We start from the raw sequence: 11,348 nt of genomic DNA, 5'->3' as shown, positions 1-11,348 counted from the left end.
ATTACTGTATTTTCAGGGGCTTTCTTCACGCCAAGCTGATTCCACCGGGTGCGAAAACGCGCTAGCAACGGCCGATGTCGACGACCCAAATCCTGCCCGCCGCGACGCGCGCCAAGAGCCCCCTCGGCTATCGCCGGCTCGCGGCCTGGCTGATCGCCCGTGCCACGCGGTCCGAGACCGGCCTGTGGCTGGTGATCCAGCTCGCGCTTGTCCATGCGGTGGTCTGGACCCTCATCCTGATCAATCTGAAGGCAGCGCAGGACGTTCACATGGACGTCGCGGAAGCCTATGCCTGGGGCCAGAAGTTTCAGCTCGGCTATGGCAAGCATCCGCCGCTGTCGGGCTGGGTCGCAGGTCTCTGGTTCAAGCTGTTCCCGGCCGCGGACTGGGCGACCTATGCGCTCGCGATGGCGACCGTCGGCGTCGGCATGGTGATCTGCTGGCTCGTCGCGCTCCGTGTCGTCGACCGCAAGCGCGCCTTCCTCGTCGTGGTGATGGTCGCGCTCTACCCGATCTTCAATTTCAAGGGATTTAAGTACAACCCGGACCTCCTGCAGCTCGTCACGCTGCCGCTGGTGGTGCTGGCCTATCTCAACGCCTTCGAGAAGCGAAGCTGGCAGTCGGGCATCTGGCTCGGGCTCGCCGGCGCGCTGGCGCTGATGACCAAGTATTGGGTGCTGACCATGATCGGCGCGATTGCGCTTGCCGCCCTGATCCATCCCGATCGTCTGCGATTTCTGGCCTCGCCCGCGCCGTGGGTCGCGATCGGAACGCTTTGCGCGGCGATGGTCCCGCATCTCGTCTGGCTGGCGGACGCGCATTTCGTGCCGCTGACCTATGCCGGCGACACCTACAGCCTCGACGACCGCAATTTGGTCACCCAGCTCGTGCTCGGCTATGCCTTGCATAACTTTGCGCTGCTGGCGCTGCCGGTGGCGCTCGCCGCGCTCGCCATGGCGCTTGTGCCGCCGTGGTGGAACCTGCTTTTGCGCGATCCCTTGCGCATCGTCACGCGGGCTTGGGCGCGCGGCGCCAATCCCGGCGTCAATGTCTCGCAGGCGCTGAACGTCTGGATCATCCAGATCATCGTCGCGGTCGGACCGCCGCTCGGCGCGCTCGCCTTCTCGATCTACATGAAGACCGACTGGGGCATCTCGCTGTTCTTCCTGGTGCCGCTCGCGCTGATCGCGATACCGGCGTTGCGCGTGCAGCGCGCGAGCCTGTTCAACATCGCCGCGATCTGGCTCGTTCTCTCGCTCGCGACGCTTGCCGCTTCGCCCTGGATCGCTGCGCGCGAGATGGCGGCGAACTCCGGCAATACGGCGACCTATGGCGCGCGCTCGGAGCTGGCGCGCGAGCTGACGCAGGCCTGGCGCACCCGCTTTGCTTCAGCCTGGCCGGTTGTTGCCGGCACGATGGAAACGATTCAACCGATGGCGTTCTACAGCCCGGATCATCCAAAGCCGTTCACGCCGAACGAAGCCTGGAACTCCGGCTTGATCGCGCCCGAGGATGTCAAACGGCTCGGCTTCATCGGCGTGTTCGATCCGACCGACGGCAGGCTGCCTGCGTTCGAGAAATGGGTTTCGGAAACCGCGCCCAATGCCGAGCGCATGGTGATGACCACGCGCCGCTTTACGGGTGGCAAGGCGGGACCATCGATGACATGGAACGTCTACATCGCGCCGCCGGCGAAATGACCGGCTAGACGCCTTCTTCGTTGAACTTGCTCTCGACCAGCTCGGTGATGGCCGCGAGCGCGGCTTCGGCATCAGTGCCGGCGGCAGACACGAGGATCGTGGTCCCGGGGCCGGCGGCCAGCATCATCAGGCCCATGATGGAGGTTCCGCCGACGGTCTCGCCGCCGCGCGTCACCCACACCTGCGCGTTGAAGCGCTCGACCGCCTGCACGAATTTCGCCGAGGCGCGCGCATGCAGGCCGCGCTTGTTGGTGATCAGAAGCTCTTTTGAAATGGCACCGCTGGGCACGCCCGCCCCGCTCTGGTTTGCGAGTGGCGCGCCGTCGTCGCTCATTTGCCGGCGAGCACGCGGCTGGCGATGGTGACGTATTTGCGGCCCGCTTCCTGGGCCATCGCGATCGCGTCGGGCAGCGAACGCTCCTCGCGCACCTTGGCGAGCTTCACGAGCATGGGAAGGTTGATGCCCGCGAGCACTTCGACTTTCGGTCGGCTCATGCAGGATATTGCAAGGTTGGACGGCGTGCCGCCGAACATGTCGGTGAGGATCGCAACGCCGTCGCCGGAATCGACGCGGTTGACCGCCTCGATGATGTCGCTTCGACAGAGGTCGGAATCGTCCTCGGCGCCGATCGTGATCGCTTCGATTTGCTTTTGCGGGCCCATGACATGTTCAAGCGCCGCCTTGAATTCGTCGGCAAGGCGCCCGTGGGTCACAAGTACTAGACCAATCATCGGAAAAACTCCTCGCGGGCGCTCTTTGGTGCGCCGCACGAACGCGCCACTTTGACCATCCAGAGCCCCCGCGCAAGAGGGGATGTTGCGCATCTCCCGGAATCTAGCGGAATGGATGAGGGTTCTGCGCCGGTCTATTCGGTCGCGAGTGTGGGGTTCATATGGTTACCATTTCCCTTCAAACAATCGCCGGAAGGGTTAACGGAAGATGAACTCTTGGTAGTGGTCAAGGCCGCAACAACCAGCGGGAGGGGCTGGTACCCCGCTCCCACCGGGATTCGCGGTATTTCCACACCGGAAATGCTCACAAAATGAGCTTTTGGCGGGGGGAGACGTTCCGCGTCGTCGGCGGCCAGGTCGACCACGAGACCGACCGTCGCATGCTCCACAAAGTCGCAGCGGCGGATTCCGAGGCCCCGGACCTCGATCAGGCCGGCCAGATTGGGGGCAGGGCGGACGACAATTTCCCCGCCGACTGTCGCCAGATGGACACGGTCATCGCCGACCAAAACGGTCCTTTCGATCGCCCCGGTGCGCCCGGCCACGATCAGGTCGAAGGCGAGCCGCGACTTGCCGGCACCCGAGGGACCGCGGATCAGCACCGCCCGATGTCCGACCCTGACGGCGGAGGCGTGAATGCTGGCGCCGCCCTCGCTCATAGCGCCGGCAGCCTGACCACGAAGCGCGCGCCGGCGACCGTCGGCGCGCCGTCGGCGTCCAGCGGACCCGGCCGGTTCTCGGCCCAGATGCGTCCGCCATGTGCGTCGATGATCTGCTTGGAGATGGAAAGACCGAGGCCGGAGTTCTGGCCAAAGCCCTGATGCGGGCGGTCGGTGTAGAAGCGCTCGAAGATGCGCTCGAGCGCGTCCTCGCGGATGCCGGGGCCGTCGTCGTCGACCACGATCTCGATCTCGGAGCGCACGCGGCGGCAGATCAGGCGCACCTTGTTGCCGGGCTCGGAGAAGGACTGCGCGTTGGAGAGCAGGTTGGAGATCACCTGCCCGAGACGCGAATCATGGCCGGTGACGGACAGGCCGTCGGTGGCGCTCCGGCCCTCGAAGCGGGCTTCGACCGCGACGTCGTGGCCGAGTTTTGTCTCGTTGGCGACAGAGGTCAGCGTGGTCAGCAATCGCCGGAGATCGACGGGGATCGCATCCTGGCGCTGCAATTCGGCGTCGAGCCGGCTCGCATCGGAAATATCAGAGATCAGCCGGTCGAGCCGCTTCACGTCGTGCTCGATGACCTCGAGCAGCCGCCCGCGGCTGGTCTCGTTGCGCGCCAGCGGCAACGTCTCGACCGCTGATCGTAGCGAGGTCAGCGGGTTCTTCAGCTCATGCGCGACGTCGGCGGCGAACATCTCGATCGCCTCGATCCGGCTATAGAGCGCATTCGTCATGTCGCGCAGCGCGCCGGACAGATGCCCGATCTCGTCGCGGCGGCGGGTGAAGTCGGGAATCTCGACGCGGGTCTTGATGCGGCGGCGGACGCGCTCGGCGCTGTCGGCGAGCCGCCGCACCGGACCCGCGATCGTGCTCGCGAGCAGCAGCGACAGCATGATCATGACGGCGGCAGCGACGCCGCCGACCTTCAGGATCGCGAGACGTTCGGCGGTGACCATCTGGTCGATGTCGTCGCCTTGCGTGGACAACATCAGCGCGCCGTGGATCGCGCGCGAGCGCAGCACGGGGACGGCGACCGAGACGATCACCTCGCCGCGCGAATTGACGCGTACCATGCTGCGCTTCTGGCCCTGGAGCGCGTCGGCGACTTCCTGATAGCCGTTGCCGTTCTCGGGTCCGAGCTCGCGATAAAGCGGCAGGTCGCCGCGGTTGAGCCAGGTGCGCACCGCGATCGTGCCGCGCTCGAGAAAGCCGGGTGCGGCCGCCGGCGCCGGCAGGTCCAAGCGCAGCACGTTCTCAAGGTTGCGGCTGTCGAGCAAAAGCCCGCCATTGGGATCATAGATGCGGGCGCGCGTCTTGGTCGGCGAGATCAGCGTGCGCAGCACAGGGGCCACGCGCTCCGGATTGATCGGGAAATCCAGCGGCGAATAGTCGTCCGAGCCGCTATAGGTCTCACCCGGCTTGAGGTCGAGCAGCCGGTCGGGGTCGATGGTGATGGCGTTGGTCTGCACGGTCGCGGAGGCTGCAATCGCGCCAGCGATGATTTCGCCCTGCACCAAAAGGCTCTGCGCGCGCGCGTCGATCAGGCCGGCACGGAACTGCGAGAGGTAGAGGATGCTCGCAACCAGTGCGACGAGGCCGGCGAGGTTGAGCGAGACGATGCGGCGGGTGAGGCTCGAAAAGGAGAGCGCGAAAAAGAACTGCCCGGCGCGGGACAACCAGCTGAGCGGACGCCAGCCCTTCGCCCGTGGCGCTTCGTCGGCCGAATGATCCAGAACGCCCGCGGACGCTGAGTCCGCGGTGTTCAGGTTTGCATCAGGCTGCGTCCGGTCAAGCAATGCTTACGCCCGCGTTAGGACTGGTCGTGCGGTTGTTCCCCGGCATATTAGCCGAGACCGACGGCGACGTCAGTCCGCAAAGTCCCTTGGAAGGCCCCCGAGGCGTCTCGCGTCAGGCTTCCTTGAAGCGATAGCCGACGCCGTACAGCGTCTCGATCATCTCGAACTCGTTGTCGACGACCTTGAACTTCTTGCGTAGCCGCTTGATGTGGCTGTCGATGGTGCGGTCGTCGACATAGACCTGGTCGTCATAGGCGGCGTCCATCAGCGCGTTGCGGCTCTTCACCACGCCGGGCCGGGTCGCGAGCGCCTGGAGGATCAGGAATTCGGTCACGGTCAGTGTGACCGGCTCGTTCTTCCAGGTGCAGGTGTGACGCTCCGGGTCCATGCGCAGCAGGCCGCGATCGAGCGCCTTGGCGTCGTTCTCCTTCGGCACGGCGGTCGGATCCTTCGGCGCCGAACGGCGCAGCACCGCCTTGACGCGCTCGACCAGGAGGCGCTGCGAGAACGGTTTGCGGATGAAATCGTCGGCGCCCATCTTGAGTCCGAACAGCTCGTCGATCTCTTCGTCCTTGGAGGTGAGAAAGATCACCGGCAGGTCGGATTTTTGCCGCAGCCGCCGCAGCGTCTCCATGCCGTCCATGCGCGGCATCTTGATGTCGAGAATGGCAAGATCGGGCTGGGTGGTGCGAAAACCGTCGAGCGCGGAAGCGCCGTCGGTATAAGTCATGATGCGGTAGCCTTCGGCTTCCAGCGCGATCGAAACGGATGTGAGAATGTTGCGGTCGTCGTCGACCAAAGCGATTGTGGGCATGAGCCTGCTTTCCGTTTGGTGTCGTGGCTAAAACGGCGAGCAATCCAGTGGTGCGCCGCATATCGTAGGGTTCGAACTTGTGTCACCGAGCAATGCAAGCTGGGCTGAAGTGTGACCAAAGTTCCACGAAACGCGGCAAACCGGCCGCGTTTCGACCTATAACGAGATCCCCGTTTACGGACAAAAGGCCCGCAGCGCAACCATATACCTAGAGATATCCGATGCAACCGACCCCCGAATTCGACCCCGGAATGCTCGCCAAATCGCTGCTCAGGCGCTCCCGGCAGGGCGCCGTGGCGACGCTCATGGCCGGCAACGGCGATCCCTATTGTTCCCTGGTCAATCTTGCGAGCCACCCGGACGGCTCGCCCATCCTTTTGATCTCGCGTCTGGCCATCCATACCAAGAACATCCTGGCCGACAGCCGGGTGTCCCTGATGCTCGACGAGCGGGCGCCGGGCGATCCGCTGGAGGGCGCGCGGATCATGCTGTCCGGCTGTGCCGAGGTGGCGGAGGAAGGGGATTTGGAACTCGTGCGCCGGCGCTACCTCGCCGCCCATCCGTCGGCCGAAGACTTTGTTTCATTTAAGGATTTCTCGTTCTTCCGGATCATCCCGACGGGAACCCATCTGGTCGCCGGCTTCGGCCGGATCGTGGACCTCAAGCCGGAGCGGTTCTTGACGGATTTGGCGGGGGCCGCGGACCTGCTGGAGGCCGAGGCGGGCGCGGTCGAGCACATGAATGCTGATCATCGCGACACCATGAACCTCTACGCCACAAAACTGCTCGGCGCGGCCGAGGGCGACTGGCGCTGCACCGGCTGCGATCCCGAGGGTATGGATATGCAGTCGGGCCAGGCCGTGCTCCGGCTCGCGTTTCCTGAGCGGGTCACAAACGGAACCGAGCTGCGCAAAATGCTGGTCAGGCTGGCGGGCGAGGCACGCGCCAAGACCTGATGATCAAGGCGTAGTCACCGCGCCGAGAGTTGAACGGCAGCGATGATCGCTGCGACCTATGCCCAGAGGTCGCAGTGAGAGGCTTTATGACAAGACGTAATCGATTGGCGCTGGTCGCAGGTCTGGCGCTCGCGGCGAGTGCCTGTCTTTCCGTGCCGGCGCTTGCACAAAATCTCTCCGCACAGAGCGCGAAGATCAACGAGCTCAGCCGCGCCGGCAAATATTCCGAAGCGCTGCCGCTCGCGCTCGCCATGGTCGCGAACCTCGAGAAGACCAATAACGCCCGTGACCTCGCGGGCGCGCTGAACAACCTCGCCCAGATCTACGCCGCTCAGGGCCACGACGACCAGGCAGAGGCGCTCTACAAGCGCGCCATCCCGCTGATGGAAAAATCCCTCGGTCTCGACAGCGCCGAGATTGCGCCGCTGCTGACCAATCTCGGGGCACTCTATCAGCGGCAGAGCCGCTTTGCCGAAGCCGAGCCGCTGTTCAAGCGTGCGCTCGCCATGCGCGAGAGGGCGCTGTCCCGCGAGCATCCCGATGTCGGCCAGTCCCTCAACAATCTCGCCACGAACTATGTGAAGCAGGAACGCTACGCGGATGCCGAGCCGCTGTTCCAGCGGGCGCTCGTGATCTACCAGAAGGTCGGCGGCCCCGAACATCCCGCGGTCGCTACCGTCCTGAACAATCTCGGCCAGGTCTATCGCGATCTCAACCGCGATGCCGATGCGGAAGCCCCGATCAAACGCTCGCTCGCGATCCGCGAAAAGGTGTTGGGCGCAGATCATCCCGACGTCGCGCGTTCCCTCAATAATCTCGCCGGGCTCTACGAGCACCAGCAGCGCTATGCGGACGCCGAGCCGCTCTATCGCCGGGCGCTATCGATTCGTGAGCGCGCGCTTGGTCCTGACAATCCCGATGCCGTGACCTCGACCAGCAATCTTGCCTATTTCCTGCAAATCTCGGGACGCACGGCGGATGCGCTGCCATTGGTGCAGAAGACGCTCGCCACCAACCGCGCGCAGCTCCGCGTCGTTCTGCCCGTGTTGTTCGCCGCGCGGCAGCAGCAATTGCTGGCCGGCGACAGGGCGCTCGACGATGCGCTCGCCGCGACCCAGCGCGGCACGCAATCCTCCGCCGCGTCAGCCGTGAACAAGCTCGCCGTGCGCCTCGCCGCCGGCAGCGACCGGCTCGCCGAACTCGTGCGCAAGGATCAGGATCTCTCCGCAGAGGCCGAGTCGCTCGACAAGGCGATTGTCGCCGCGGTCTCGAAACCGGCGGCGCAGCGCGATAGCGCGGCCGAGCAGCGCAGCCGGCAGCGCATCGCCGCCATTGCGGGCGAACGCACTGGCCTGCAAAAGGCGCTCGCCGTCGAATTCCCGGACTATGCGCTGCTCTCCAATCCGCTGCCGCTGCAAGTGAAGGAAATCCAGGCGCTGCTGTCGGCTGACGAGGCGATGGCGATCTATTCCGTGGTCGACAAGGAAAGCTACGTCGTCGCGATCACGCGCGAGGGCGTCGACTGGAAGAAGCTTCCGATCGGTGCCGATGCGCTCGCGCAGAAGGTCGCTTCCTTTCGCAAGGGTCTCGACGTCGGCAAGGCGCGCGATGCATCCGGAAAATCGGGTCTGTTCGATCTCGCTGTTGCCAACGATCTCTACGTCAGTCTGCTCGGCCCCGTGGAGACGCTGACCAAGGACAAGCGCAGCCTGCTCGTTGTGCCCTCCGGCGCGCTGACGGCGCTGCCGTTCCATCTGCTGGTCACCGAGAAGCCGCAAGCGGCCGTGCCTGATACGCTCGACGGCTATCGCAACGCCGCCTGGCTGTTGCGGCGTCAGGCGGTCTCGGTGCTGCCTTCGGTCGTGAGCCTGAAATCGTTGCGCGCCTTTGCGCGCAGGGATCAGAGCGTCAAGCCGATGACCGGTTTTGGCGATCCCTTGTTCAATCCGACGCAGCAGGCACCGGCAGACCGGCGCGCCACCGGCAAGGTTGCTGCGCGCGGCGTGGCGACGATCGCCTACACGGATTTCTGGCGCGGTGCCGGCGTCGATCGCGCGCGGCTTGCACAAGCCCTGCCGCAACTGCCCGACACCGCGGACGAACTGACCTCGGTCGCGAAGGACGTCGGCGCTGCCGATGCCGACATTCATCTTGGCCGCGACGCCAGCGAAACCGTGCTCAAGCGCACGCCGCTCGCGCAGTACGGCATCATCTATTTCGCGACCCACGGTCTCGTCGCCGGGGACGTCAAAGGCGTCGGTGAACCATCACTCGCCTTGTCGATTCCCGACCAGCCGTCCGAGCTCGACGACGGTCTGCTCACCGCGAGCGAAGTCGCGCAGCTCAAGCTCAATGCCGATTGGGTGGTGCTGTCGGCCTGCAACACGATTGCCGGCGACAAGCCCGGCGCCGAAGCGCTGTCGGGTCTGGCGCGCTCGTTCTTCTATGCCGGTGCACGCGCGCTGCTGGTCTCGCATTGGGCGGTTGATTCGGAGGCTGCCACGCGTCTGACCACATCGACTTTCGATCTGCTCAAAAGCGAAGCAAACATCGGTCGAGCCGAGGCGCTGCGGCGCGCGATGTTAACTTATCTCGACGATCCCTCGTCGCCGCGAAACGCCTATCCGGCGATCTGGGCCCCCTTCGCGCTGATCGGCGAAGGCGCAGTGCGGTAGGATGATGCGATATTGCGTCGCAATAACTTCGCTTGAGTCGATTTGGTTGCGCGATCATCGCATATTTGCCAACGAAATTTGCGGGCCCTTGAGCGCGACGATTGGCGCGGTCCTTGAATAAACCAAATCCTGCTGGATCAGCTTGGCAAGGTCCGCGTTCAACAGTATTAGGTCGTTCAGCCGCAAGGCCGGATGGCCTGATGATTAACGGCCGCCGCGAGGGAAGGCGCTCCACTAAGTTGCGCCAGTGACGCGGGTTCGAGGAGGATTTTTCGTGCAAGAGACGGGCGTGCGCAACGGTGCCTTCGGCGCCGACAAATTCGGCTTAAAGAATCTCAAGCAGGTTCATTGGAACCTCGGCGCACCACAGCTCTATCAATACTCGCTCTCCGCCGGTGAAGCGGTGCTCTCGGCCGACGGCGCACTCTGCGCCGACACCGGTGAGTTCACCGGCCGCAGCCCGAAGGACAAGTTCACGGTGCGTGACGCCACCACCGACAAGAAGATGTGGTGGGCCGGCAACCAGTCGATCACGTCGGAGCAGTTCGAAGCGCTCTATCAGGACTTCCTCAAGCATGCCGAAGGCAAGAGCCTGTTCGCGCAGGATCTCTACGGCGGCGCCGATCCGGCCTACCGGATCAAGACGCGCGTCTTCACCGAGCTCGCCTGGCACTCGCTGTTCATCCGCACGCTGCTGATCCGCCCCGAGGCGATCGAGCTGTCGACCTTCGTGCCCGAGCTCACCATCATCGACATGCCGAGCTTCCGCGCCGATCCGAAACGCCACGGCGTGCGTTCGGAGAACGTCGTCGCCATCGATTTCGCCCGCAAGATCGTCCTGATTGGCGGGTCCTATTACGCCGGCGAGATGAAGAAGTCGGTCTTCACCACGCTGAACTATTATCTGCCCGAGCGCGGCGTGATGCCGATGCACTGCTCGGCCAATGTCGGCGCGAAGGGCGATGCCGCAATCTTCTTCGGCCTCTCCGGCACCGGCAAGACGACGCTGTCGGCCGATCCGAACCGCACGCTGATCGGCGATGACGAGCACGGCTGGGGCCCGAACGGCGTATTCAATTTCGAAGGCGGTTGCTACGCCAAGTGCATCAAGCTGTCGCAGGAAGCCGAGCCGCAGATCTACGCTGCGTCCACCCGCTTCGGCGCCGTGCTCGAGAACTGCGTGCTCAACGAAGACACCCGTGTCGTCGACTTCGATGACGGCTCCAAGACCGAGAACACCCGCTCGGCCTATCCGCTCGATTTCATTCCGAACGCTTCGCGCACCGGCCGCGCGCCGCAGCCAAAGAACGTCGTAATGCTCGCCGCCGACGCATTCGGCGTGTTGCCGCCGATCGCAAAACTCACGCCGGCGCAGGCGATGTATCACTTCCTGTCCGGCTACACCGCGAAGGTCGCCGGCACCGAGCGCGGTCTCGGCAACGAGCCGCAGCCCGAGTTCTCGACCTGCTTCGGCTCGCCGTTCCTGCCGCTCGATCCATCCGTCTACGGCAACATGCTGCGCGACCTCATCGCCCAGCACAATGTCGACTGCTGGCTGGTCAACACCGGCTGGACCGGCGGCAAGTATGGTGTCGGCTCGCGCATGCCGATCAAGGTGACGCGCGCGCTGCTCACCGCCGCGCTCGACGGCAGCTTGCGCAACGTCGAATTCCGCACCGACAAATATTTCGGCTTCGCAGTGCCGACCGCGCTGCCGGGCGTGCCGAGCGAGATCCTCAATCCGGTCAACACCTGGAAGGACAAGGACGAGTTCGACAAGACCGCGCGCGCGCTGGTCGGCATGTTCCAGAAGAACTTTGCCAAGTTCGAAGCCCAGGTCGACGCCGAAGTGCGCGCCGCAGCGCCCGACGTGAAGCTCGCGGCGGAGTAACTTCGTTCTGCTTGAATTACAGAAGGGCGGCCGAGAGGCCGCCCTTTTTTTGTGGTGCGCCAGGCATGGCGCGGAGCGCCATGACTGGCGCGATTTGACCGGAGTGGTGTCCGGTCGATGAC

General features: G+C 64.6%; 9 protein-coding genes. 4 read left to right on the top strand and 5 right to left on the bottom strand.

The annotated features are described in order from the left end of the window. Positions 1-74: 74 nt before the first annotated feature. Positions 75-1,700: a glycosyltransferase family 39 protein gene (locus JQ632_RS20420; RefSeq protein WP_212404372.1), complete on the top strand. Its 1,626-nt coding sequence runs from the start codon at positions 75-77 to the stop codon at positions 1,698-1,700. 4 nt (positions 1,701-1,704) lie between these two features. Here the strand turns inward: JQ632_RS20420 and JQ632_RS20415 are convergent, their stop codons facing one another. From JQ632_RS20415 to JQ632_RS20395, 5 genes are all read right to left on the bottom strand, one after another. Beyond that, positions 1,705-2,034 carry an HPr family phosphocarrier protein gene (locus tag JQ632_RS20415; protein WP_212404371.1) on the bottom strand — a complete coding sequence of 110 codons (330 nt, stop codon included), beginning with the start codon at positions 2,032-2,034 and terminating at the stop codon, positions 1,705-1,707. Further along, positions 2,031-2,432: a PTS sugar transporter subunit IIA gene (locus JQ632_RS20410; protein WP_024339151.1), complete on the bottom strand. Its 402-nt coding sequence runs from the start codon at positions 2,430-2,432 to the stop codon at positions 2,031-2,033. Before JQ632_RS20410 ends, JQ632_RS20415 begins: the two co-directional genes overlap by 4 nt. A gap of 134 nt (positions 2,433-2,566) precedes the next feature. Then, a complete protein-coding gene (locus tag JQ632_RS20405; protein ID WP_212404370.1) occupies positions 2,567-3,091 on the bottom strand; it encodes an HPr kinase/phosphorylase in 525 nt (174 codons plus the stop codon). Beyond that, positions 3,088-4,890 carry a sensor histidine kinase gene (locus tag JQ632_RS20400; RefSeq protein ID WP_212404369.1) on the bottom strand — a complete coding sequence of 601 codons (1,803 nt, stop codon included), beginning with the start codon at positions 4,888-4,890 and terminating at the stop codon, positions 3,088-3,090. The genes JQ632_RS20405 and JQ632_RS20400 overlap by 4 nt, the downstream gene beginning before the upstream one ends. A 112-nt stretch (positions 4,891-5,002) precedes the next feature. Beyond that, entirely contained in the window at positions 5,003-5,704 is a 702-nt protein-coding gene (locus JQ632_RS20395; RefSeq protein ID WP_027552097.1) for a response regulator transcription factor, read from the bottom strand. 221 nt (positions 5,705-5,925) lie between these two features. Between JQ632_RS20395 and JQ632_RS20390 the strand changes: the two genes are divergently transcribed. The 3 genes from JQ632_RS20390 (at position 5,926) to JQ632_RS20380 (ending at position 11,226) form a co-directional block, all read left to right on the top strand. Beyond that, positions 5,926-6,660 carry a HugZ family protein gene (locus tag JQ632_RS20390; RefSeq protein WP_212404368.1) on the top strand — a complete coding sequence of 245 codons (735 nt, stop codon included), beginning with the start codon at positions 5,926-5,928 and terminating at the stop codon, positions 6,658-6,660. An 86-nt stretch (positions 6,661-6,746) separates the two neighbouring features. Further along, entirely contained in the window at positions 6,747-9,335 is a 2,589-nt protein-coding gene (locus tag JQ632_RS20385) for a CHAT domain-containing tetratricopeptide repeat protein (RefSeq protein ID WP_212404367.1), read from the top strand. Positions 9,336-9,609: 274 nt separating this feature from the next. Beyond that, positions 9,610-11,226: a phosphoenolpyruvate carboxykinase gene (locus JQ632_RS20380; protein ID WP_212404366.1), complete on the top strand. Its 1,617-nt coding sequence runs from the start codon at positions 9,610-9,612 to the stop codon at positions 11,224-11,226. Positions 11,227-11,348: the final 122 nt, after the last annotated feature.

The organism is Bradyrhizobium liaoningense (genome assembly GCF_018130955.1).
Classification (GTDB): domain Bacteria; phylum Pseudomonadota; class Alphaproteobacteria; order Rhizobiales; family Xanthobacteraceae; genus Bradyrhizobium; species Bradyrhizobium liaoningense_C.
The sequence above is the reverse complement of the archived record's forward strand: the minus strand, read 5'-3'. Positions and strand labels throughout refer to the sequence as shown.

Bases quoted from the DNA above. Each gene is read 5' to 3' on its own strand.
- JQ632_RS20405 (WP_212404370.1), bottom strand. From the start codon at position 3,091: ATGAGCGAGGGCGGCGCCAGCATTCACGCCTCCGCCGTCAGGGTCGGA.
- JQ632_RS20395 (WP_027552097.1), bottom strand. From the start codon at position 5,704: ATGCCCACAATCGCTTTGGTCGACGACGACCGCAACATTCTCACATCC.
- JQ632_RS20410 (WP_024339151.1), bottom strand. From the start codon at position 2,432: ATGATTGGTCTAGTACTTGTGACCCACGGGCGCCTTGCCGACGAATTC.
- JQ632_RS20420 (WP_212404372.1), top strand. From the start codon at position 75: ATGTCGACGACCCAAATCCTGCCCGCCGCGACGCGCGCCAAGAGCCCC.
- JQ632_RS20385 (WP_212404367.1), top strand. From the start codon at position 6,747: ATGACAAGACGTAATCGATTGGCGCTGGTCGCAGGTCTGGCGCTCGCG.
- JQ632_RS20415 (WP_212404371.1), bottom strand. From the start codon at position 2,034: ATGAGCGACGACGGCGCGCCACTCGCAAACCAGAGCGGGGCGGGCGTG.
- JQ632_RS20390 (WP_212404368.1), top strand. From the start codon at position 5,926: ATGCAACCGACCCCCGAATTCGACCCCGGAATGCTCGCCAAATCGCTG.